18 protein-coding genes and 1 pseudogene are annotated in these 24113 nt (G+C 63.0%); 11 read left to right on the top strand and 8 right to left on the bottom strand.

The window, feature by feature from the left end; translation table 11 throughout:
• Positions 1-6: 6 nt before the first annotated feature.
• Entirely contained in the window at positions 7-1047 is a 1041-nt protein-coding gene (locus NKI16_RS11800) for a heme-dependent oxidative N-demethylase family protein (protein WP_352922786.1), read from the top strand.
• A 142-nt stretch (positions 1048-1189) separates the two neighbouring features.
• On the opposite strand, the pseudogene NKI16_RS11795 reads toward NKI16_RS11800, so the two are convergent.
• Both NKI16_RS11795 and NKI16_RS11790 read right to left on the bottom strand, forming a co-directional pair.
• A pseudogene (locus tag NKI16_RS11795) lies at positions 1190-1555 on the bottom strand (endonuclease domain-containing protein); the annotation flags it as partial.
• Between the two features lie 159 nt (positions 1556-1714).
• The gene (locus NKI16_RS11790; RefSeq protein WP_352922783.1) at positions 1715-2431 is read right to left on the bottom strand and encodes a helix-turn-helix domain-containing protein; all 717 of its coding nucleotides are present in this window, start codon (positions 2429-2431) and stop codon (positions 1715-1717) included.
• Positions 2432-2691: 260 nt separating this feature from the next.
• On the opposite strand from NKI16_RS11790, the gene NKI16_RS11785 reads away from it, so the two are divergent.
• Positions 2692-4050, top strand: a complete 1359-nt coding sequence (locus NKI16_RS11785; protein WP_352922781.1) for a trimethylamine monooxygenase — start codon at positions 2692-2694, stop codon at positions 4048-4050.
• Positions 4051-4075: 25 nt separating this feature from the next.
• On the opposite strand, the gene NKI16_RS11780 is transcribed toward NKI16_RS11785, so the two are convergent.
• Positions 4076-4255, bottom strand: a complete 180-nt coding sequence (locus NKI16_RS11780) for a hypothetical protein (RefSeq protein ID WP_352922778.1) — start codon at positions 4253-4255, stop codon at positions 4076-4078.
• A gap of 482 nt (positions 4256-4737) precedes the next feature.
• Here NKI16_RS11780 and NKI16_RS11775 point away from each other — a divergent pair, with 482 nt between their 5' ends.
• From NKI16_RS11775 to NKI16_RS11760, 4 genes are all read left to right on the top strand, one after another.
• Positions 4738-5322, top strand: coding sequence for an OsmC family protein (locus NKI16_RS11775; RefSeq protein ID WP_352922775.1), 585 nt, complete (start codon positions 4738-4740; stop codon positions 5320-5322).
• Between the two features lie 104 nt (positions 5323-5426).
• A complete protein-coding gene (locus tag NKI16_RS11770; protein ID WP_352922772.1) occupies positions 5427-6653 on the top strand; it encodes an NAD(P)-binding domain-containing protein in 1227 nt (408 codons plus the stop codon).
• 124 nt (positions 6654-6777) lie between these two features.
• Entirely contained in the window at positions 6778-7035 is a 258-nt protein-coding gene (locus NKI16_RS11765; protein WP_198023510.1) for a YjiS-like domain-containing protein, read from the top strand.
• Positions 7032-7862, top strand: a complete 831-nt coding sequence (locus NKI16_RS11760; protein WP_352621159.1) for an alpha/beta fold hydrolase — start codon at positions 7032-7034, stop codon at positions 7860-7862. Before NKI16_RS11765 ends, NKI16_RS11760 begins: the two co-directional genes overlap by 4 nt.
• A 63-nt stretch (positions 7863-7925) precedes the next feature.
• Here the strand turns inward: NKI16_RS11760 and NKI16_RS11755 are convergent, their stop codons facing one another.
• From NKI16_RS11755 to NKI16_RS11740, 4 genes are all read right to left on the bottom strand, one after another.
• Positions 7926-12359 (bottom strand): alpha/beta fold hydrolase, encoded by a 4434-nt coding sequence (locus NKI16_RS11755; protein WP_352839599.1) that lies wholly within the window; start codon positions 12357-12359, stop codon positions 7926-7928.
• A 520-nt stretch (positions 12360-12879) separates the two neighbouring features.
• Positions 12880-14373 (bottom strand): cysteine synthase A, encoded by a 1494-nt coding sequence (gene cysK / locus NKI16_RS11750; protein WP_352569378.1) that lies wholly within the window; start codon positions 14371-14373, stop codon positions 12880-12882.
• 121 nt (positions 14374-14494) lie between these two features.
• Positions 14495-15769: an MFS transporter gene (locus NKI16_RS11745; protein ID WP_352697860.1), complete on the bottom strand. Its 1275-nt coding sequence runs from the start codon at positions 15767-15769 to the stop codon at positions 14495-14497.
• Between the two features lie 294 nt (positions 15770-16063).
• The gene (locus NKI16_RS11740) at positions 16064-17401 is read right to left on the bottom strand and encodes an aminotransferase-like domain-containing protein (protein ID WP_352569381.1); all 1338 of its coding nucleotides are present in this window, start codon (positions 17399-17401) and stop codon (positions 16064-16066) included.
• 109 nt (positions 17402-17510) lie between these two features.
• Between NKI16_RS11740 and NKI16_RS11735 the strand changes: the two genes are divergently transcribed.
• The 5 genes from NKI16_RS11735 to NKI16_RS11715 all read left to right on the top strand — a co-directional run bounded on the left by NKI16_RS11735 (position 17511) and on the right by NKI16_RS11715 (position 22304).
• Positions 17511-18485, top strand: coding sequence for a substrate-binding domain-containing protein (locus tag NKI16_RS11735; RefSeq protein ID WP_352569383.1), 975 nt, complete (start codon positions 17511-17513; stop codon positions 18483-18485).
• A 72-nt stretch (positions 18486-18557) separates the two neighbouring features.
• Entirely contained in the window at positions 18558-19388 is an 831-nt protein-coding gene (locus tag NKI16_RS11730; protein WP_502897589.1) for an ABC transporter substrate-binding protein, read from the top strand.
• Between the two features lie 8 nt (positions 19389-19396).
• Positions 19397-20317 carry an amino acid ABC transporter permease gene (locus tag NKI16_RS11725; protein ID WP_352452533.1) on the top strand — a complete coding sequence of 307 codons (921 nt, stop codon included), beginning with the start codon at positions 19397-19399 and terminating at the stop codon, positions 20315-20317.
• Positions 20304-21077 (top strand): amino acid ABC transporter ATP-binding protein, encoded by a 774-nt coding sequence (locus NKI16_RS11720; protein ID WP_023674014.1) that lies wholly within the window; start codon positions 20304-20306, stop codon positions 21075-21077. Before NKI16_RS11725 ends, NKI16_RS11720 begins: the two co-directional genes overlap by 14 nt.
• 45 nt (positions 21078-21122) lie before the next feature.
• A complete protein-coding gene (locus NKI16_RS11715) occupies positions 21123-22304 on the top strand; it encodes a M20 aminoacylase family protein (protein WP_352455185.1) in 1182 nt (393 codons plus the stop codon).
• Positions 22305-22373: 69 nt separating this feature from the next.
• Here the strand turns inward: NKI16_RS11715 and NKI16_RS11710 are convergent, their stop codons facing one another.
• A complete protein-coding gene (locus tag NKI16_RS11710) occupies positions 22374-23984 on the bottom strand; it encodes an autotransporter outer membrane beta-barrel domain-containing protein (RefSeq protein WP_352922768.1) in 1611 nt (536 codons plus the stop codon).
• Between the last annotated feature and the right edge of the window lie 129 nt (positions 23985-24113).

The raw sequence follows: 24113 nt of genomic DNA, 5'->3' as shown, positions 1-24113 counted from the left end.
GCGAGCTTGGGCATCACCTTTCGCAAGGAAACGTTCCGCGACGACTTCACCTTCAGGAACAGCCCCGAGCACATCAGGCGGTTCCCGTTCCCGTTCCATGAAGACAGCTACATGTATGCCGTCAACATCGAGCCGCATGTCGTCGGGCCGAAGGGCAGCGTGCTGGAGAACCTGATCGACGTCGACGAGCACTATGTCGCCGAGATGCAGGACCGCGCTTTGGTGTTGGCCGAGGACCCGTTGCGCTGCCAGTCGCTGCCGCACATGACGCTGGCCGGCTGGGATCTGCTCGAGCTTTTGATGGAGCAGCAGGCGCTGGGCTATCCCGAGCATTTCACGCTGATCCGCGACGGCGACCGCTGGCGCTGGATCAACCGGCCGCTCGGCATCGACGACAGCTTCACCTTCGGCGATGTCTCGACGCTGCCCTATGGGCCGATGGAATACATCACCCGCCAGAGCCAGGGCGATTTCTGCATCCTCGACCAGCGCGACGGCAATCTGTGGATGGATGCCGGCATGGTCACCACCCAGGCCGACTGGTCGCTCGATTTCGACATCGGCATGAACTTCTTCGAATGGCACGCGCCGGTGCCGCTGGCGCATGAGAAGGGCATCTTCGTCCGGGCGCTGAAATTCCTCACCAACATCCAGCAGGGCAAGCCGGCGCGCCGGCTGAACTGGACGATGACCATCAATCCGCGCCTCGATACCAGCCCGGAAAATTACCACAAATGGGGTCCGGACCGCGCCACGGTGACGCCGGAAAACGTCGGCGACAAGGTTCATCTGCGCGTCGAGCTGCAGAGCTTCTGGCGGCTGCCGCGCTCGAATGCGATCGTCTTCCCGATCCGCTGCTATCTGATCAAGATGGACGAGCTGGTGACGCAGCCGAAATGGGCACGGCGGCTGCACCGCGTCATCCGCGACCTGCCCGAGGAACTCGCCACCTACAAGGGCCTGACGCGCTATCGGCCGACGCTGGTCGAATGGCTGTCGAAGCTGGATGATGGGAATGCGACGTCAGCGGGTTTTGGGCCTGATTGAGTTTTTCCTGCTGATATTTGCGCTGCCCTCTCAAGCTGCCAATCTCCCCCCAAGAGGGGGAGATGCCCGGCAGGCAGAGGGGGCGCCGTAGAGCGCCGGCCTTCCCACAATGCCCACTCCACCGCTTCGGCGAAGACCACGACGCGCCAGCCAGCCCAGCCACAATCACGATATGCTGGCAGACATTGTCGATATCGCGAATGACGTCGTCGTTCCAGAAGCGCAGGATAGTCCAGCCCAGCGCTTCGAGCTTTGCGGTCCTTGCGGCGTCCAATTCCGACGATTCGGCCTGGGCGTGCTGGGAACCGTCGAGCTCGACGATCAGCTTTTTGTCCGGGCATGCAAAGTCGACGATATAGCCGGCGATAGGCATCTGGCGCCGAAACCCCAGTCCCATCAGCCTGTGCTCCCTGATCTCGTTCCAGAGCTTCAGTTCGGCATCGGTCATCACCTTGCGCATCCTGCGCGCATTGCGGCGATTGTTGGCGGGTACTGGATTATGCGTCATCGCGGTTCGCCCCCCCTCTGTCCTGCCGGACATCTCCCCCTCAAGGGGGGAGATTGGATGTCACCTCAGCTTTCGCTAATCACCAACGCTGCAAAAGAGGCGCCGTCGGCGAAGCTGCCGATCTCCCCCACGAGGTCCACAAGGGGCGAGATCGCGCTCTCACCCCGCGCTTTGCGGGTAGCAGATGATCGACAGATAGCGCATCGGCAGGACGCTCAGCACTTCCGGTCCGTGCGGCGCATCGGCGTCGAAGAACAGGCTGTCGCCAGGCCTCATCGGGTAGAGATTGCTGCCGTGCCGGTAAACCACCTCGCCCTCGAGCATATAGAGGAATTCCATGCCTTCATGCTGGAAGGTCGGGAACACGTCGGAATCCTCGGTCAGCGTGATCAGATAGGGTTCGACGACGACGCCGCTGGTGTTGGAGCCGATATGGCCGAGCAGATTGTACTGGTGGCCGGCGCGCGTGCCGCGGCGTTCGACGTCGAGGCCTTCGCCGGCCTTGACGAAGACGGCACTGCGCTCTTCCTCGAAGCGGCGGAAGAATGCGGTGACGGGAACGCCGAGCGCCCGTGACAGCGCCTGCAACGTGGTCAGCGATGGCGAGGTGATGCCGTTCTCGATCTTCGACAGCATGCCAAGCGAAATGTCGGTGGCGGCAGCCAGATCGGCGACGGTGATGCCGAGCTTCTTGCGGAATGCCCGCACCTCGCGGCCGATGGCGACCTCCAGCACTTTTTCGCGGGTGTCGCGAATGGCGTGCGGGTTCTGGGTGAGCGGCGCGCGTATCTTGCGCGGATCGATTGCGGCAACCGACGGCTTGGCTTTGCCCGCGACGGCCGCAGCGGGCTTTAGACTGGATGCTTTTTTCGCCATGTTGCCACCCCGGACCTTGCCGATTCATTTCACTCACGGTGAACATATTCGGTGCCGATACAGAAGTGCAACTGCCACGGCAAGCCACCCGTGTCGAATTGCGCAATGTCCGGATTTCGCCCCGAGCTACTGCGTCGCTTGGAAATCCAGCTGGGCGAAACGCGGTTTCGCGACAAGCCCTGTTGACAGCATCGAAGGGGCAATTACTGTCCTGTCAGTGAAATTTGTTTCGTTAGGGAAATGAGATCGGGAGGCTCGCAATGAAAGATCGTGTTGCCGTCATCGGAGCCGGGCCGTCCGGCATGGCCCAGCTCAGGGCCTTCAAGTCGGCTGCCGACAAGGGCGCCGACATTCCCGAAATCGTCTGCTTCGAAAAGCAGTCCGACTGGGGCGGCCTGTGGAACTACACCTGGCGCACCGGCCTCGACGAGCACGGCGATCCGGTGCACGGCTCGATGTACCGCTATCTCTGGTCGAACGGGCCGAAGGAATGCCTCGAATTCGCCGACTATACCTTCGAGGAGCATTTCGGCCGGCCGATCGGCTCCTATCCGCCACGCGCCGTGCTGTGGGACTACATCAAGGGCCGCGTCGAAAAATCCGGCGTGCGCCAATGGGTGCGCTTCAACAGCCCGGTGCGCATGGTCACCTTCTCCGAAACAACAAAAAAATTCACCGTCACCGCGCATGACCGCACCAACGACGTCACCTATTCGGAAGAGTTCGACAATGTCGTCGTCGCTTCGGGGCATTTCTCCGTGCCCAACGTTCCCTATTTCGAGGGCTTTTCGACCTTCAACGGCCGTATCCTGCACAGCCACGATTTCCGCGACGCGATGGAATTCAAGGGCAAGGACATATTGATCATCGGCCGCTCCTATTCAGCCGAGGACATCGGCTCGCAATGCTACAAATACGGCGCCAGATCGATCACCTCCAGCTACCGCTCGAAGCCGATGGGCTTCAAATGGCCGGAGAACTGGAAGGAAGTGCCGCTTCTGCAGAGGGTCGTCGGCAAGACGGCGCATTTCAAGGACGGCAGCACCAAAGACGTCGACGCCATCATCCTGTGCACCGGCTACCTCCATTCCTTCCCGTTCCTCACCGAGGATTTGAAGCTGAAGACCGCCAACCGTATGTGGCCGGACGGGCTCTACGAGGGCGTCGTCTGGGAGAAAAACCCGAAGCTGTCCTATATCGGCATGCAGGACCAGTTCTACACCTTCAACATGTTCGACGCGCAGGCCTGGTTCGCCCGCGACGTCATCATGGGCCGCATCAAGCTGCCGTCGGCCGAAGCGATGGCCGAGCACGGCCGGAAATGGCGGGCACGCGAGGAAACGCTGGAAGACGCCGAGCAGATGATCTGGTTCCAGGGCGACTACACCAGGGAGCTGATGGAGCAGACCGACTATCCCGGCTTCGATGTCGAGGCCGTCAATCAGACCTTCATGGAATGGGAGCACCATAAGGCGCAAGACATTATGGGCTTCCGCGACCATTCCTATCGCTCGCTGATGACCGGCACGATGGCGCCGCTGCACCATACGCCCTGGCTGCAGGCGATGGACGATTCAATGGAAAGCTATCTCGAGGTGAAGGGCGTGGCGGCGGAGTAGCAGTCCGAACGGCGATTGACTTGCCTCAGACAACTTCCCGCGCCGGGTCGGCTGCCAGCGCCAGGGAATTTGCGACGTGCTCGAGGTGCTCCTCGTCCAGAATGCTGGTCGCGACGCGGACAGCGTTCGTTTTTCCCGTCGAAAACTTCGCTCCGGCATGGACCGCGATGCCGTGTGCGGCCAGCTGGGCGTCGACCGAAAACATTATCCCGACAAGTGTTGTCGAAGGGGGGGCCGATCGGCACTCCCGCCGCAACAAGCCTCATGTGGTTTCCTCGCGGCCGGGCCGATTTAGGGTGCTCGCGTATGTGTGAATCTTCGCGATATGGGCGAGCACCTCGGCCTTGCTTGGCCCGCGAGCTATGACAGCCCAGTCGGTTGAGGACGGGCGGGTATCCTTTCCAAATGAACGAGACATGGTCTGATCTCCTGTGGTTTCGGTTGCGAAGCGTTCTCGGCGCTTACGGGAGATCGCACCGCGCGAGGAAGCAAAGCGTTTGAAGGCCCGCCGTTTCGCTGATTGCGGATCTGGCGCTGTTCACGACTGGTTGACGCAAAAAAACCTCTCGTTTTCCCACTGTTGTTCCCACTGCACGTCAAACGCTGCCGGCCGAGGTTTAGCCGTCCGGGGCGATCCCGGTCGCGCAACGTCCGAACCCAGGAGTAAATGACATGCAGGACGATACAATGGTCATGGAAAAGGCTTCCGTTAAGAAGGCGCCGCGGGAGCCGAGGAACGGCGTCAATACGCCCACCCTTCTGGCCACCATCAATGCCGTCGCGGGCCAGCCGGAGCTTGCCAAGTTCCAGTTCCGGGCCAAGAGCCGCTGGATCACCGGCACGCACAGCCGCAGCACGATGGCCAACTTCTTCGGCGCTGGCGCCGACCAGTCTCACACGATGGCCTACCAGGCTGACAGCGACCATCCGGCGGTCCTGTGCGGCGAAGACAACGGCCCGACGCCGGTCGAATACCTCCTCCACGCGCTTGCTTCCTGCCTCACCGCCGGCATCGCGAACATCGCGGCCGCGCGCGGCGTGACGCTGCATGAGGTGGAATCGACCGTCGAAGGCGACATCGACCTTCGAGGCATCCTCGGCATCTCTAACGAAGTCCGCAACGGCTACCAGGGCATCCGTATCTCCTTCAAGATCAAGGGCGATGCTTCGGCTGAGAAGCTCGAGGAAATCGTAATGCAGTCGCGCGCCCGTTCCGCGGTGTTCGACGTGCTGACCAACGGCGTGCCGGTCTCGGTTGCCGTGAAAGGCTGACTTCGGTCCGCAAGAGCAATATCGCCGGCCTCGTCCTGAAAAGGATGGCGCCGGCGATCTATTGCCCCTGCTTACAAGGCGCGAATTCCATGCGACGCACAGACGTGGCCGTTATCGGCGCCGGACAGGCGGGTTTAGCCATGAGCCGGTGCCTGTCCGAGCGCGGGGTCTACCACGTCGTGCTGGAGCGCGGCCGGATCGCGGAGCGCTGGCGCAGCGAACGGTGGGATTCGCTGCGCCTGCTGACGCCCAACTGGATGACACGCCTGCCCGGCGGCGGTTATCGCGGAGCCAATCCCGACGGCTTCATGACAATGGCCGAGACGGTGGGGTTCCTAGAGGATTACGCGTGCTCGATCACCGCACCGGTGGAGGACGGTGTGGAGGTGCTTTCGACCGAAAGGGTCGACGGAGGCTTCCGGCTGCTGACCGATCGCGGCCAATGGAGCGTGCGTGCGGTCGTGGTCGCGACCGGATACAGCGACCGGCCACGCATTCCGCCACTAGCAAAGCAGATCTCCTCCCGGATCAGGCAGGTCGTGCCGCGGGACTATCGCAATCCTCAGCAACTGCCCCAGGGTGGCGTTCTCGTGGCCGGGGCCTCGGCGACCGGCATACAACTTGCGGAGGAGATCAATCGCTCCGGACGCCCGGTGACCCTGTCGGTCGGCAGTCATACACGCCTACCGAGGCTTTACCGCGGGCACGACATCCTGTGGTGGCTCGACCGGCTGGGAATGCTTGCCAAGCCTGTCGCTGAAGTTCCGGAACTCACCGCGGCACGGCGGCAGCCCTCCCTGCAGCTGATAGGCACACCCGAGCGCAGGACGCTCGACCTTGCCGGTCTTCGGGAGCAAGGCATTCGTCTTGTCGGTCGAGCGGCTGCCGCCTGCGATACACGCATTCGGTTCAACGGCGATCTCGCCGAAACGACCATGGCGGCGGAACGCAGGCTGAGGCGCGTGCTGGCCAATATAGACCGCGCGGCCGCCGGCGATGGCCTCTACTCGATCGATCCCGGTTCCATTCCGAGCCTGATCCTGAGCGCCGAGGCGACCGAAATCGACCTCATCGACCAGGGTATCCAGACGATCATATGGGCTACCGGCTATCGCCGGGAATACCCATGGCTGAAGCTGGATGTGTTCGACGCCCGGGGCGAAATCCTGAACGATGGCGGCGTCTGCGCGTATCCGGGACTCTACGTGCTCGGCCTCAATTTCATGCGCCATCGAAGCTCCAGCTTCCTCGACGGCGTCGGCCGCGATGCGGAGGCGCTGGCGGCTCACCTGGCAATGTTTCTCGACGTCTCCCGCCGAGCAGCGGCCTGACCGCCGAATACAACGCTAGCGCGGCAAAAATCGACGTTGCCTTCAACGATGAAGCTCACGGCGGACAACGACAAGGGCTCCACTGGCGCCGTAGTCAGCGCCCGCAACCATGGAGAAAATCAAAATGAGTGAAATGGTGAACCCATCCCTGTGCCTCACCAGAACGCGAGGTTTGCGCTGGGCTGGCGGAACAATGTTGGCCGCAGTCTGGCGTTTCATTCGTATCCAACGGGACCGTAGACAGCTTTATGAGTTGCCGGACTACATCTTGCGCGACATCGGCATCACCCGCTTCGAGATCAACTGGATCACTTCGTTTGCCGGGCGTGATCCCAGCCGCCGCACGCGTTTTTTGAGGGCGGAGGAGGGCGGGGCTCGATGATTGCCGCATCGACGTCCCACGTCTCGCATAGGGCGTGCCAGGCACCGCTTGTCATCGCCCTGCACTGCTCAGGCGGCAGCGGACGGCAATGGCGCAGCCTGGCGGAGCGGCTCGATGACAGCTACCGGCTCATCGCACCCGATCTGATCGGGGCGCCGGGCGGCGGCACCTGGACTGGTGCCGGCGCTTTCCATCTGACCGACGAAGCCGCCGGTATCCTGGAGATGATCGACCACCATGACGGGCCTGTGCATCTTGTTGGCCATTCCTATGGTGGTGGATTGGCCCTGCATATAGCAGCGGTGCGTCCAGACCGGCTGGCCAGCCTCTCCCTTTATGAGCCGTCTGCCTTTCACCTGCTGCGCGAGCTGGACTGTGAGGGCCACGAGGCGCTCGGCGAAGTCTTGGCGATCGCAGGCACCGTCCATGACGGCCTGATCAACGGCAGTTACCTGACCGCGACAGCTCATTTCATCGACTACTGGGGTGGGGCCGGCATCTTCGCCGCGATGAAGCCGGAACTTCAGGCTGCACTCGTGCGGTTTCTGCCGAAGGCCAGCCTGGACTTCCACGCATTGATCCATGAATCGACGCCAGCAAGCGAATATGCCCGATTTGGCTTTCCGGTCTTGGTATTGCGCGGCGAATTTGCACCAGTTCCGACGCGGCTCATCGCCCGCGAACTCGTTTCCCGCGTTCCGGCCGCAATCGGGGCGATTGTTCCTGGCGCCGGACATATGGGACCGCTGACCCACGCAGACGTGGTGGCGGATCGTTTGGTCCGGCAGATATCGTTCCATGACACCGCGGGGTCGCGAGCTGCGTGACCGCGGCTTGCTTGCCCTACAGGCAGCGCAAACCTTCGAAGCAGATCCCTGGATGCGGAGGGATCAAGCCGTAACCGCCATGGGAACGCGATCGGGCAGGACACTTCCGGTCGGCTCCTCCATGCCGGAGAAATCCTCCCGCATCTGCATTTCTGTGTAGAGCTTGGCCGCTTGCGCGAGAGTTGCATCCGCGCCAGCAATCTTGCCGCGCCGCTTCGCGAGCCCGAGAGCTAGCAAGGAGCGGGCAAGCTCCGGCCGCAATTCAACCCGCCTGGCAAGATTGCAGGCCTGTTCGAGCCAGCCAATGGCCGATCTGGAAGGCTTCAGCTCGGCAAGGCCGCGCAGTACGATGATCTCGCTCCACGGATCGCCGCGTCCCCGCGCAAGCTCGAGCGCATGGCCGAGATTGGCCGCAGCTTCCGGCTCATACAGGCGCGCACGCACGCATGCGAGCACCGCGCGCGCGTGACATTCGAACTGGGCAAGATCGAGCCGCTCAGCCTCGGTCACCGCCATTTCCAAGGTGGCGCCCGCGTCGTGGTTGCGGCCGAGCAGGAATTCCGCATGCCCGAGCACGGTCAACAGCCATGGCCGGAGTAGGATAGATGCGCTGGTAGCGGCTTCGGAGGACCACAATTGCAGCGCCTCGACAAGCGCCGGCTCGGGGCCGCGCAGGACGCCCACCACACCGGTGAAATAGGCGGCCGCGCAGCTATCGATCGGGCGCGCCACTTCGGCGGCGACCTTCTGCAGTTCGGCAAGCGAACGTTCCGCATCATCGAACCGGCCAAGGCGTGCTTCCGCCTGCGCGCGGTGCCCCAGGTACCAAACCGCACGCGCACCGAGCTGTCCGAAACGCTCCAGACGCCAAGCTTTGGTGAACCTCTCCTCATGCGGAACAAGCCGCTCCAGCACCTGCCGCGCCTCGCTGCGGATCAGAAGCGCCTGTGAGGCGGCCAGGTCCGACTCGCTTATGCAGCGCTGCACGCCATTTGCCGTCGCGCCGCGCTTGAGTGTGTCGGCCGGTTCCAGCGCCTCCTCGTAGCGGCCGTGGGAGCTGTTGAGATAGCTCAAGTGGAGCAACACGTCGGAGATGAGTTGCGGATCGCCCAGTTCCATGGCCAGTTCGCGCGCTTCCAATAGCTGCGGCAGCGCCTTCCGATAGGCACCCAGGGCGCCGTAGGCGGGCCGCATCCGCACCCGCAGGTTGATCGCCTGGGCGAGGGTTTTCGGATTTCGGGGCAGCGCGGCGACTGCTTTGCGGGCGTTTTCGAGGAACTGGACCGCGGCGGAATAGGCCGAGCGTTCCTCGGCCCGGCCCGCCGCTTGCAGCAGATAATCCGCGGCCGGTTCCCAAGCCTCGGCACGAAGCGCGTGTTCGGCCAGTTCCTCGATGTGGTGGTTCAGCGATCCGGCATAGAGTCTGTCCATCGCAACCAATGCAGCCCGATGCAGCCTTTTTCGGTCCTCCGCCAGGAGAGATTCGTAGGTCACCTTGAGCGTCAACGCGTGCTTGAACGTATACTCCACGTGAGGATAGCTCTGGACCTCGAACAGGAATTCCAAACTCTGCAGTTTGGCCAGGCATACCCCCAGCTCCGCCTCCGAGAGCGGCGAGAGCGCCCTCAGCAGGGGATACGGAACATTCTTGCCGATAACCGAAGCGAGTTGGAGTGCCTGCCTTTCCGAGTCACCCAGCTGCTGGATACGTGCGGCGATGAGCGATTGAACTGTCGACGGGATGGTGATGGAATCCACTGGCCTCTTGAGCTCGTAGCGGCCGGACTGGCCGGCAAGTGCACCGTCCGCAACCAATCCGCGCACCATTTCTTCCAGGAATAGCGGCGTGCCCTCGGCCCGCTCGGCAAGCGATTGCCGCAGTTCCCCCAAGCTGGGATCGGATCCCAGCAATTCGGTGAGGAACTGCTCCATTTCGTCCCGCGCGAACCGCTCCAACCTTATCTGCTGGAAATAGCCGCGGCGGTTCCATTCGTGTCGGTACTGCGGCCTGTAGGTGGCGAGCAGCATGATACGGTTGGCGCCCATGACCTCGACCAGCCTGTTCATTACGGCCTCGCTCTCGGCATCGATCCAGTGCAGATCCTCGATAAGCACGGCTACGGGCGAGGCCCGGCTCAAGGCAACGAGAAATGCGCTCATCGCCTCGGATACCCGTGAGGTCCGCTCCCGCGCATCGAGATGCCACCAGGAAGAATCGTCGACCGGCAGGTCCGCGAGGAAGGAAAGCGGCGCCGTATGACTTGGATCCAGGTCCAGTTCAGCCCGTTTGAATGCAAACAGGCGCTGGGCTTCCGCCAAGCCGTCTTCGCCACGAATGCCACAAGCCGAGAGCAGCAGCTTCTTTACAGCACCCAGAGTAACTGATGAATCAAACTCCAGACCGCCACATTCAAGCACAGTAAAACCGGCCACCTCGTCGAGGGAGAGAAATTCATGGGCAAGCCTCGACTTGCCCATGCCGGCGTCGGCGACGATCCCGGCGACCTGGCCGTGGCCCTCCCTGACCCGGCGCCAGGTTGCAAGCAGGATTTTCAGCTCGAGCTCGCGCGCCACCAGTCCGGTGAGGCCGCGATTGGCCCTCAGGTGCCAGCGCGACAAAGCGTGATTTTCGCCCAACAGCTCGTAAATGCGTTCCTCGTGGCCAAGTTGCGGATGCTCCGAATGCGCTAAGCGGTGCATCTGCACATAGCCGCCGGCGGCTGCGCGCGCCCGGCCTGTCGCGGCGATCGTCGCACGGTGCAAGGCACGCATCAGCCGGTTGGCCGCACGCGGCGCGGCTCCGGCCAGTTCAACCTTGCTGGCTTTGGTCGTCCATTGCTGCCGTACGATCACCTCGCCGGTGTCTATTCCGGCCCTCAACTGGATCCCGCCCTGGGAAAGCTCCTCCACTGCCAGCTTGGCCGCAAGCGCGGCGCGGCATGCAAGATAAGCGTGATCCTCGGTGGCGCGAGCGAGGCCGAATGCTGCGGTGATTGTCCCGTCAGCAGCCGACGTGACGACGCCGCCATGGCTCTCCACGACTTCTACCACCCGATCCTCGACGGGCTGGAATTCGCGGATCGCCACTTCGGGATCCTCCGTTTCGAGGAGATGCATGGGACTGACCACTTCCGCGGCCAGCACTGTTATGTATTGCCGAGAGCGGTTGATTCCCAAGGACGCCGGAGGGCCTGCCAGTTGCTGCGTCTGTTCGGGGTCGGCAAGGAAACGACGCGTTTCGTCGACGAAGGTCGCGAATGCCGGTTCGTGGCCAAGCAGCACGTGGTTGACGCCGTCTAGCGCAACGAAACGCGCGCCGGGGATTTTCCCAGCCATCGCCTGGCCATGATCGAACGGAATGACCGCGTCCCCCGTAGCATGCATCACCAGGGTCGGGACGCGGACCCGCGGTAACAGCTCGTCAACGTCAATGACGGCGCCTTCCTCGAAAATGCGATGGGCAATTTCCGGCGAGACGGTATTGCGTTGCAGCTCGTTGTACCAATTCCTCTGTTCCGGCGTTGCTTCCGGAATGAAGAGGGAGGTGAACATTTGCCGGAACACCGGGTCGTCTTGGCCCCAGCCTTCCTGTATCAGCGCTCCCATCGCTTCGCGGCGCGCTATTTCGCGCTGATTGCCCCGTTTGCGCCAACCTTTGGTGAATCCGCCATACAGCACCATCCCCGCCACACGCTCTGGATGCCGGACGGCATAGGCTATCGAAACGGCGCACCCCTGGGAAATGCCAAGCAGGGAAACGCGGCGCAGACCAGCGGCATCGATGATGCTCTCCAGGTCGGCAACCATGGCCTCGAAGGACAGGTCGGCGGGATACCGGTCCGACAGGCCGTTGCCGCGCTGGTCGTAGCGTATCAGCTGGTAGTGCGCGGAGAGGCCCTCGATCCAATGCTTCCACACCGGACTGTCCCATTCGAGCTCGAGATGGGACATCCAGTGGGCGGCCCTTACCAAAGGGGGGCCTTGACCACTCAAGGAATAGGCCAAGCGCGCGCCGTCGGGCGTCGTGCACCGGCGAATCTCCTGCGCCAGGGTTCGCTCCGGCGGAGAGGCAAGCTGTATCTCCGACGCAGGCAAAACACGAGTCGGAGGGACGGTCTCATCGGCGGGAGCGACCTCGATGTCGGTTCTCGAAGCGCGGCTTTGGACCATGGCGGATTGCCGTGCTGCCTCGCTCAGCCGGCGGATGTCCGCTCGAAGAGCCTCGTCCCCAGGCTCCAACCCGTCCAGGACATGCGCGTACGGAAGTGCCCGCGCCGGCTCAAGCCGGTCGACGAGCACCCGAAGGATGCGCAGATGCGTCACGTGCAGTTCGTCGGCGGTCGCAAGGCGCCAGGCTTCGAATTCCGGACAGCGCGGCAGTGAAAGATCATCCAGGAAACGGCCGCGGAACGCTCCGGCGAGGGCCTCCAGTTTCTCCGGTTCGAGAGCCTCTATGTCACGACCGCCGAGGCCCCGGAGCGGCGCGATGTCCAGCACGACTTCGCTGGTGTTCAGGCGAACTGCGTTGCGGTCGGCTTGCAGGATCTCGCCGTTCCCGAGGTCGACGACCTGTCGGATCTTCGAGAGACTCCAGCGCAGGGCGCCGCGAGGATCGTCCGGTACCTCCCAAAACATTTCGCAAAGGCGCTCGCGCCGCTGCGGGCGCTCTACGAGCGCAAGATAGGCCAGTAGCGCCCGCGTCTTTTTCGAAGGCGGCAAGGAAACGACCTCGCCAAGGCGAAGAACGGTCAGATCTCCGAGAACGCGAATTTCGAGCGACACTTTGCCAATCCCAGTCGCTGCTAAATTAGCCATGGATTGTATCAAGTCCGTGCCGTTGCCGAAAGCTTTCGTTTCCGGAAGCGTGAGGTTTCCGCCTGCGCTCTGATTTGCCTTCCCTTCGTGGGAAGGCCGACACGGACAAGTCCACATGAATGCCGAGCCGGAACGGGATCACGCCCGTTCCGGCTCGCTTTGATGGTGCCGACGGCACTCTGAAAGGCCCGGAGGCGGGGTCTCACGCTGCCGCGCGCACCCATCGGGGCAGCAGGCTCTCGGGATTTGCGCATGCGCCGGGCGTGTAGTTTGCGCCAACGAACTCCAGCCGGGCGGCGAGCGTGCCGTCCCGCCAGGCCGCAAGCGTATCCATGCAGCCACCGATATGCTCGCCGCCGACAAAGACCTGCGGAATTGTAGGCGAACCGATCCGGGCCCTCAGAGCCTTGCGGATTTCCCCGTCCCGGCCGTTCTTCTGGAATTCCGGAGCATCGATGTCGATGGACCTGTAGGCGATTCCGGCACGGTCGAAAAGCTTTCTTACCGTCCAGCAGAATTCGCACCATGTCAGGGCGAATATGACCACCGGATGCTCCGGATCATAGATCGCCTCATCGACAAACGCATGCGCCGACTGATCGATTTGGATTTCGTTCACGGGCGCCGATGAAAGGGCGAAGGACGGCGGCCGGTCGAAGCGGTAGCCGGGTGTGGAGCGAGAGATCGCCTCTTCGGCTGGCGACATTTCCTCGCTGATGTGATCGAACAGGATCGTGCTGAGATACCGCTCGCCCGTGTCAGGCAACATACAGAGCACGTTCCGCTCCGGTCCGACGCGTCCAGCGATTTCCAGTGCCCCGCTCAAGGTAGCCCCGCCGGAGATCCCCGCCAGTATTCCTTCTTCCGTCGCAAGCCGGCGCGCAGCTTCCAAAGCGCTGGCGCCTGAAACCGGCAAGATTTCGTCCACAAGATCGTCAGCCATCGCGTTGCCGACGATCTGCGGAATGAAATCAGGGCTCCAGCCCTGCATCGGGTGTGGCCGGAAGCGAGTGTGCGCCCGAGTGGGCAGTCCGTGTTCGTCGAAAGTTTGGGGAATGCCACTCGACAGCAGCGCCGAATTGTCGGGCTCGCAGACGATGATCCGCGTTTCCGGGCGCTCGCGCTTGAGTACTCGCGCCACACCGGCCAGCGTTCCGCCGGTCCCGGTGCCGGTGACCCAGTAATCGAGTGGACGGTCCTGGAACGCCGCGAGGATTTCGAGCGCTGTCGTGCGGGCATGGACATCGGCGTTGACGGGCGTCTCGAATTGCCGGCAGAGGAACCAGCCGTGCGCTCCGGCCAGCTCGACCGCCTTGGCGAGCATGCCGCTGCCGCGCTCGACGGCAGGGGTCAACACGACCTTGGCACCGAAGAAACGCATCAGCTTGCGGCGTTCGAGGCTGGCGTTCTCCGGCATTACGATGACGAGAGGATAGCCTTTCCTCGCGCAAACCATGGCGAGTCCTATGCCAGTGTTGCCGCTCGTCGCCTCGATCACCGTCTGGCCAGGCCGAAGTGCCCCGGAACTCTCCGCTTCTTCGATGAGCGCGGCGGCAAGCCGGTCCTTGACCGAGCCGCCAGGATTGAACGCCTCGAGCTTGGCATAGAGCGAAGCGGCGCCGTTGTTGATGCGGGAAAGACGGACGACCGGCGTATCGCCGATCGTGTCGAGAATGCTGTCGTAGATACTGCTCATCTCAGCTGTCCTTGCCTGGTGATGACGGTGCTCCGCCCTCTTCGATCTCTGAGGTTGGCAGGAAGGCCGTGGTTTGCAGCGTTCGAACCAACGTGGAATCAAATGGATTTCGACGTTTGAATCAGCGGCTCATCGCAGGGTCCGGAAGGCGGCCGCATGGGACCTGCGCTCTCGCGCCGGATGACGCCGCCAATACGCCCAGAACCACGAGATTGGCCGCGCCAGCGACAAATGCCACCAGGAAAGCACGCCCATAGCTGCCGAAGCTGTCATAGACGAAACCGCCGAAATAACCGGCCACCCCCATGCCCAGCCAGGCGATCAGCATGACGATGCCGAGTGACTGGCCAAAGCGTTCGGCTGGCGCAAACTGGCGCACGCAAAGGATCAGGCACGTCATGTTTCCGGCGAAGCCGAAGCCGAAAACCGCCGACAGCGCCAGCAGGCTCAGCTGCTGGTCCAGCGCGGGAAAAATCGCAACGCATGCCGTCTGAATAAACGACGCCAGGGCATAGGCGGCAAGATTGCTTGCCCGGTCGGCGAGGAGCCCGAACGCGATCCGCCCGACGGCGCCGAACAGCATGGCGGTCAGCAGGCTGAGCGATCCGACATCCGAAGACCCGCACACAGCCGTGACGAAGCTCGTGAGGTGCATCAGCGGGACGCCCATGCAGGCGCAGCAAAGGAAGGCTGCAGCTGATAGCAGCGCCACCGGAGAAAGCCGGCCACTTTGGAACCCTGGCTTTGCTAAAAAACGCACCGGCGCGGGAAGGACCTCACTGACGGGCGGCGCCTGAACCGCCGGCATGGAGATCGCCAGCGCAGCCATCGTCCCCGCCGCCATGATCGCGTATGCGAGGCGCCAGCCGACGCCGTCAATCAAGGCATTTGCGGCGTAGGGCATTATGCCTTGGCCTAGGGCTCCGCCTGCTGTGACGATCCCTATCGCCAGGCCGCGGCGGCGGTCGAACCAGAGTCCGGTCACTGCAAGTACCGGCGCGTACAGACAGGCAAAGCCTAGCCCGCCCAAAGCGAAGTTGGCCGCATAGATCTGCCAGAGCGAAGTGGCGGAGGAAAGCGCGGCGAGCGCGATCACCATGCCAGCCGAGCCGATGAATAGCAGGCTTTTGACATTCAGGCGGTCCGACAGCCGGCCCCAGAACAGCCCGCCCAACGCCATGCCGACGCTTGATAGCGTGTAGGCAAGGCTGATGTCGGCTCGCGACCAGCCAAACTCCGCCTCAAGCGGTCTGATGAAGACGGATGTCAGCGCCAGGCTGCCAAATCCGAACGCCATGGCGGTTGTGGCACCGGCCGCAGCCAACAGGCCGCGCAGCCGTATTGCGCCGTCCCGAACCTCCCTGCCTCCAGTTGGTGATACCTGACGATTCGACATGTTTCTGACCTCGAAGGACCTCTTCGAAGCTGTCATCGGCCAGCGGTATGGAAGCAGGCGTGTGCGTCAGCGTGGAAAGCTCCAACGCGGGCCGTGGAAACGCCCCGCCTAAACTTGCAGCCTCCTCTCGGTGAACGGCGGATCAGGGAGATCTTATGATCATCGCCAGCGCCACCATGACGGACTGGTTGACGCCGAGCATGATCTCGGGACCGGCCAGCGGCAGTTGAACGCGAAAGAAGACAGGGTCTGTATATGGCCGGTCGCCAACTATCCGTCGGAGCAGCTGACCCTTTAGCTAACCTCCCGCGCCGGATCGGCTGCCAGCGCCAGGGAATTTGCGACGTGCTCGAGGTGCTCCTCGTCCAGAATGCTGGTCGCGACGCGGACAGCGTTCGTTTTTCCCGTCGAAAACTTCGCTCCGGCATGGACCGCGATGCCGTGGGCGGCCAGCGTGACCATCGCGTAAGGTTCCGAAGCAACCGGAATGAGGACGCTGAGACCGTGTCCGGCGTCGATATCGACATTGCGTTTGGCCAGTTCGCCAGCGAGCCGTTCGCGACGGCCGCGGTATACCTCCTTCGCCTGCTCCACCAGGGCGGCCGTGGCCGGGTCTTGCAGCAGCCAGGCGGTGGCTGCCTGCAGGATGCGGCTGGTCCATCCCGAGCTGAAGCTGCGGTAGGACTGGATCTGCTCGACGATCGTCGCCGATCCGGACAGCACAGCGAGCCGCAGATCCGGGCCGTGGGTCTTGGAATAGGACAGGATATGGACGACGCGATCGGGAAAACGCCGGCCAAGCGAAATGCGCGGCGCCGAGGCAATATCGCCGACGCCGTCATCTTCGACAATCAGCACGTCGGTGCCGGCGAGCAGGTCGCCGATGACTTCCAGCCGCGCCGACGACATGCAGGCGCCGGTAACCGAATGGACGCGCGGCTGGAACAGGAACGCGACGGGCCGCTGCCGCAGAGCGTTGGCAAGTGCATCCGGCAAGGGACCGTCACCGTCGCCGTCTACCGGGATGATCGGCACATCGAGATCCTCGAGGATGTCGAGCAGGCGAAGCGCCGTCGGGTTCTCGATGGCCACCGGCGCCCCCGGCGGGACCAGCGCATGCAGCAAGGTGTAGATGGCGTTGTAACCGCCATTGGTGGCCAGGAACGCGCCGGGATCGTACGGCCATGACGGGCGCACTGCGGCCTCCAGCTCGGGCAGGATGCGCACCCGCTCGTAGCTGTTGAGCTTTTCGGCGCGCGCACCATGCGCCAGCGCGATGTCGAGCGGCGGCAAGAGCCTCACATCGGGCTCCGCGATCGCCAGGTTCAGAACATCCTGTCCGTAATTGCCGCCGCTCATGTGGCGCTCGGGCCGGGCGGCAAAGCGGTTGCCCATGATCCAGGTGCCGTTGCGTCCGCGGCCGCCGATGATCTTGTAGCGCCGCAACTCGCTCCACGCCTGCGAGACCGTCGCCGGGCTGACGCCAAGCACATAGGCCAGATCGCGCACCGGCGGAAGCTTTGCGCCGACAGGCAGCGCGCCGCTTCTGATCAGCGCACTGGTCTCGCGCGCGATGCCGCGCATCGTGCGGTCGCCAAGGCGATCAGCGAACCATCCTGCATCGAAATCCATCGGCACCCGCGACCATTAAAGCTAATGTTCAATAACATAATAACATTTGATCGGCCAAAAATAAACATTTACCAATCGCCGGTCAAACATAGCGTTGAAGTTCATGCCGATGCCCGTTTCCATCACTGTAGCCACCCGCGATTGGGACTATCTCACCCCTTTGGTGCTGGGTGACGTTACTTCGAGCCGCTTGTCGGTGAAGGTTGATCGCGTCGCCACGCTCATTCCGGACCTCGGTACCGATCCGCACTACGATGCGGCGGAGGTCTCATTCAGCCGTTATGTGTCGGCCATGGCTTCGGGCGTCGATACGGTGGTTGGACTACCGTGCTTCATCATGCGCGGCTTTCGCCATCGCTGCATCATAACGGTCGAGACCAGCCCGCTGGAACGGCTTTCCGACCTTGCCGGCAAACGCATCGGCGTGACCGGCTGGCGCGATTCCGGCAACACATGGACGCGCGCAGCACTTCGCCGGGGAGGCGTCGGCGTCGAGGATGCCTATTGGTTCGCCGGCAGGCTGACATCGGGGCACCCGATCGCCGACCGCCTCGACGGATTCGGCAGGCCGGGGCGCATCGAAGCAGCACCAGGCGAGCGCCCGATGATGGAGCTGCTGGCGCAAGGCGAGCTCGACGCCGTTTTCACGCCCTTCATGCCGGACGGCTTTTTCGGCCCGGCTTCCGGCTTCCGGCAAGTGCTGCGCGATTTTCGCGCGGCCGAACGCGCCTATTTCGCCGACGTCGGTTATGTCCCGGGCATGCATCTGGTCGCTGTCAAGGCCGCGCTAGTCAGGGAGCACCCCTGGCTGCCGCAGGAACTCGCCAGGCTGATCAACGAAAGCCAGCGCGTCTGGACGGCAAAGCGCCGAAAATATGCCGATACCTCGCCCTGGATCCTCGAGGAGCTGCTTCATGCGGGGCGCGACCTGCCTGCCTCCTGGAACGCCAGCGGCCTGCCGGCCAACCGGCGCATGATCGAGGATTTCGTCACCGAGCTCCATGCCCAGGGCATTCTGGCGGAACCGATTTCCGCCGAAGCCTTGTTTCCTTTCGAGGCCAGATCGCGGGCCACCGCAGCCTGAGAACGCACAACGAAGAACACGAAGGAGAATGCCATGAGGACAATCAGCTTCATATTCGCCTCGCTCGTCACCATGCTGGCGCAGGCCAGCTTTGCCCAGGATATCCAGAAGCAATCGGTGAACGAGGATTTGCGGGCCCGGCTGCCGGAAGAGATCCGCGCGGCGGGAAAGATCACAGCCGTCAACAACGGCTCGTTCCCGCCCTATGAGATCGTCACCGGCACCGAACTGTCGGGGGCGACCAAGGACATTTCCGACGCCATCGGCCTGCTGCTCGGTGTCGAGATCGATCATGCCTCGGTCGCCGGCCTGCCGGCTTTGCTGAGCGGCATCAATGCCGGCCGTTATCAGTTCGCGATGGGGCCTGTCGGCGACTATCCCGACCGGCAGAAATCCAACGACTTCATCGATTGGGTGCGCGAATACGTCGTCTTCGCCGTCGAGAAGGGCAACCCGGAAGGCATCACCTCGCTCGACACCGCGTGCGGCAAGCGCATCGCCGTCATGTCGGGTGGCTCGGCCGAAAAGGTCATCAAGCAGCAGGCGCAGAAATGCACCGAGGGGGGCAAGCCGGCCGTCGAGGTGCAATCCTTCACCGACCAGCCGAGCTCGATACTGGCCGTCCGGTCGAAACGCTCCGACGCATTCTTCTCCTCGCAGGCGCCGCTGACCTATTTCGTCGAGCAGGCGAAGGGCCAGCTGGAACTCGCCGGGGTCGGCCAGGCCAACGGCTTCAAGGACATCTATCAAGGCGCCGTCGTCAAGAAGGGCTCGCCGCTGGGCGGCGTGCTGCTCGACGCGTTCAAGATCCTGATGAAGAACGGCACCTACGCCGCGGTCATGAAGAAGTGGGGTCTCGAGAAGAACATGCTCGATGCGCCAGGCATCAACCAGGGCCAGTAGAGGCTGCCATGACCGACGCCACCGCTGCCTACGCGGCCGGGCTGCCGCGACATCCCGACGACGCGCTGCGCGACGTCAAACGAGCCCACCGGCCGTTTCCGCTCGTCCGGCTGGCGCTCTGGGCGTTCACCGTCGCCGTGGCAGCCGGCTTCGCCTATATCGTTGCGGTCAACCCGAATTTCGGCTGGCCGGTCGTCGCCCAGTATTTCTTCGATCCGACGGTCATGCAGGGGCTTTCCGTAACGCTCGGCCTGACGGTCGTGGCGATGATCCTGGGTATCGTGCTCGGCCTGCTGCTCGCCATCGCGCGCATGTCGAACGACAGGCTGGCATCCCTTCTCTCCGGCCTGTTCATCTGGTTCTTCCGGGGAACGCCGCTGCTGGTGCAATTGATCCTGTGGTACAACCTTTCGACGCTGTTTCCGCGCATTTCCATTGGCTTCGCCAGTTGGAACACCAACGACCTGATCACGCCTTTGACGGCCGCCGTTCTTGGTCTGGCGCTGAACGAGGCCGCCTACATGGCCGAGATCATCCGTGGCGGGCTGCTGTCGGTGGACAAGGGACAGGCCGAAACGGCTGAAGCCTTCGGCATGACCCGCGCGCGGGCCTTGCGGCGCATCATCATCCCGCAGGCGATGCGGTCGATCGTGCCGCCGACCGGCAATCAGCTGATCAGCATGATCAAGGCGACGTCGCTTGTCAGCGTCATCGCCATGGCCGACCTGCTCTACTCGGTGCAGTCGATCTACAACCGCACCTTCGAAATCATTCCGCTGCTGATGGTTGCAGTGCTGTGGTACCTGCTGATCACCTCGGTCCTCAATGTCGCGCAAGGCGCGATCGAACGCCACTACAGCCGCGGCGACCGCGGCGCGCGCGAGAAGACGGCGACCGCCACCCTGGAGGCCGCCAATGAGCGCGCATGACACGCCCCTGGTCCGGGCGCGCAACGTTCACAAGGCCTTCGGCCCGCTCGAGGTGCTGAAGGGCATCGATCTGGACGTCGCGCCTGGCGAGGTGGTGGTCATTCTCGGACCGTCCGGCTCCGGAAAGTCGACCTTCCTGCGATGCATCAATCATCTCGAGGCGATCGACCAGGGGTCGATCGAGGTGGACGGCGAGCAGATCGGTTACCGGTTGCACGACGGCCGCCTCGACAAGCTTTCCGACCGCGCGATCGCCGCGCAGCGGCGCAAGATCGGCATGGTGTTCCAGCAGTTCAATCTCTATCCGCACATGACGACCCTGCAGAACGTCATCGAGGCTCCGGTCGGCGTTCACCGGGAGAACCGCAAGGAGGCGATCGGCTACGCCCGCGAACTGCTGACCCGTGTCGGTCTTGCCGACAAGATCGACGCCTATCCGCGCCAGCTTTCAGGCGGCCAGCAGCAGCGCGTCGCCATCGCCCGTGCGCTCGCCATCCGCCCGAAATTGATGCTCTTCGACGAGCCGACGTCGGCGCTCGATCCGGAGCTGGTCGGCGAGGTGCTCGCCACCATGCGCGATCTCGCCAGGCAGGGCTTGACCATGATCGTGGTCACGCATGAGATCGGGTTCGCCCGCGAAGCGGCGGATCGGGTGGTGTTCATGGACGACGGTAATGTGATCGAGGCCGGACCTCCGGACGAGGTTCTCGCTAAACCCAGGCACCCGCGCACGCGGGCTTTCTTAAGCCGTTTCATCTAAAAGCAAAGCCGGCGCGGCACCTGCTCGGCCGGCAAAGGACCTCCCATGCCAAAGACCTCCAACCAGTTCGCCGACATTTCCGACTTCGCCGACAAGGCCGCCGAGCTTGCAGCGGCCCGCCAGCACCTGCACGCGCATCCCGAGCTTTCATTCCAGGAGCACGAAACGGCTGCATACGTTGCCGAACGGCTCGAAAGCTGGGGCTATGAGGTGACGCGCAATGTCGGCGGGCTCGGGGTCGTCGGCCGCCTGCGCCAGGGCAGCGGCCGCAGCATCGCCATCCGTGCCGACATGGACGCCCTGCCGATCACCGAAGCGACCAATCTCCCTTATGCCAGCCAGGCCAGCGGCAAGATGCACGCCTGCGGTCATGACGGCCACACCACGATGCTGCTCGGCGCCGCCGAATACCTGGCGCGCACACGGCATTTCAACGGCACGGTGAACCTTATCTTCCAGCCGGCCGAGGAAGCCGGCAAGGGAAGCGGGGCGCAGGCGATGATCGCCGACGGCCTGTTCGAGCGCTTTCCCTGCGATGCGATATTCGGGCTGCACAACCACCCGGGCGCGCCGACGGGTTCGTTCCTGATGCGCGCCGGGCCGCTGATGGCGGCGAGCGATACCGTCACCATCAGGATCGCCGGGCGTGGCGGCCACGCCTCGCGTCCGCACCTGACGGTCGACCCGATCGTCGCTGCCGCCAACATCGTCATGACCCTGCAGACGGTTGTGTCGCGCAACGTCAACCCGATCGAGACGGCTGTCGTCACCGTCGGCACGATTCACGGAGGCACGGCCTCCAACGTCATCCCGGAACACGCCGAAATCACGCTGAGCGTCCGCTCCTTCTCGGCCGAGATCCGCGACACGCTCGAGCAGCGTATTCGCAATATCGCAGCACTTGTGGCGCAGGCGCATGGCGCAACGGTCGAGATCGATTACGAGCGCGGCTACCCGGTGGTGGTCAATTCCGAGCGCGAGACGTCCTTTGCGACAGACATCGCTGTCGAACTCGTCGGTCAGGACAAGGTGTCCGTCTGCCCGTTGATCCCCGGCAGCGAAGATTTTTCTTATTTCCTCGAACACAAACCCGGTTGCTTCCTGCGCCTCGGAAACGGCGAGGATTCAGCCATCCTGCACAGCTCGAAATATGATTTCAACGACGGCAATCTGACCGTCGGCGCAGCGCTCTGGGCTCGTTTGACCGAGAGATTCCTGGCCGCCTGATCCATGACTGCGGCTGGAATTGTCGATCGGCCGGTCGAGCATTATTGGGGCGACCGGCCGCGACGATCTTCAACGAACTCTCACCGCATTCCAGTTCATTCGAACAGGGTAGGGTTTCGCTCTCTCAGACGAACAGAAAGTCACTCGCTGCCAGCGGGCTCGTAAAATTTGCGAGAGTAACTTGATCGTCTCCCGCTGTAATGATGGTGCTGGTTCCACTTTGCGCAATTGTGAGATCATCGAACGATTGCACGCCCCCACGCCACTAAACACGATGGTGTCGCCTTGGGTCTGGTTGAAGTCGTAGATGGTGTTTTGGGTTCCGACCGTCATTGAACCATCGTCCTTGAATATGAATTGGTCTCGGCCGCCCTGAGCCAACTCGCTCAGTTGCCCATCCCCCCACATGTCATTGATGACCGTACAGCCGGGTGCCGCGCTCCCGGCGTACAGGGTATCGTTGCCGCCCGTGGCCGAACCGGACATCTGCAGAGCGTCGCCGCACAAGAAGTTACGGACCTGGCCGCTTTCGCTGTTGTGGCCCCCGGTAAGAATGTCGTTGCCGCCCGTGGCGGACTCCGACATAGCGAATGCGTCGCCGTACAACTCGTTTAGAACATCAGGAAAGGCGCTTTTGTCCCCGCCGGTCAGGGTGTCATTGCCGCCCACAGCGCTGCCGAGCATCGTGACAGCGTCGCCATACCCCAAATTATGGGTGCCGTGCAGCACGGCCACATCATCGCCCCCAAGCGCATGGTCGAACATACTGCCGCCCGCGTCGCCGTAGAAAGTTATCTCCGAGCCACCCGCGCTCGTGAAGTTGTCGTTGCCGCCCGCGGCAAAACCGGAAAGATCGCCGCCCGCATCGCCATAAAGAGTTTTGCTCGGGATCGCCCCACCTAGGTCTGTGTAACGGTCGTCGCCGCCCTGAGCATGGTCCGACATGTCACCGCCGGCATCGCCGAAGAAAGTGCTGGTGGAAAAGAACGCGCCCGTGAACGTGTCGTTGCCGCCCTTGCTGTTGCCCGACATATCGCCGCCGGCATCGCCGTAGAAAGTGTTGAGCGAGTCGGTCCGGCTCGTATAGCTGTCGTCGCCGCCCTGGGCATTGCCGGACATGTTGCTGCCGGAGTCACCGAAGAAGGTGTTCGTGGCCTGCCTGGAGCCCTGGAAGGTGTCGTTGCCGCCCTTGCTGTGATCCGACATTTCGCCGCCCGCATCACCGTAGAAGGTGTGGGTAGCTCCTTGTACAGTGCTGGTCAGGAAAGTGTCATCCCCGCCCCGGGCATAGCCGAACATCTTGCCGCCGGCGTAGAAGGTATCGACTACCTGCCTTGCCACGCCACTGTTGAAGGTATCGTTGCCGCCCCTGCTATGGTCCGACATATCGTCGCCCGCGTCACCAAAGGCAGTAGTGGTGGAGGATGACAGCCCCGTGGTGAAGGTATCGTCACCGCCCCGAGCAAAATTGAACAAGCTCCGAGCCGCGTCGCCGTAGAAGGTGTAGGTCGACGGTGCGGTTTCCGTAAAGGTGTCGTTGCCGCCTCTTGAGAAATCGAGCAGGCTGCCGCCAGCGTCGCCGGTCAAGATATTCGTATTCGGATCGCCTGTGAGGGCGTCATCGATACCCCGCTGATGATCTGCTAGATCACCGGTAGTAAAGGGAACGCGTGTAGACATTATCCGCTCTCCTGTTGAGCCTGCCCGTCCCATGGCAGCCGTACGATGTGAGGCAAAAACGAGCAATAATCCCGAATGGCTATGTCTTTAGGCGTAGGGATCGGTGCCTCGTTAACGGCGCGCTTGGCG

It is taken from the genome of Mesorhizobium sp. M0698 (assembly GCF_040320455.1).
Classification (GTDB): domain Bacteria; phylum Pseudomonadota; class Alphaproteobacteria; order Rhizobiales; family Rhizobiaceae; genus Mesorhizobium.
Note: the sequence above shows the minus strand (reverse complement) of the source record. Positions and strands in the feature narration are given on the sequence as shown.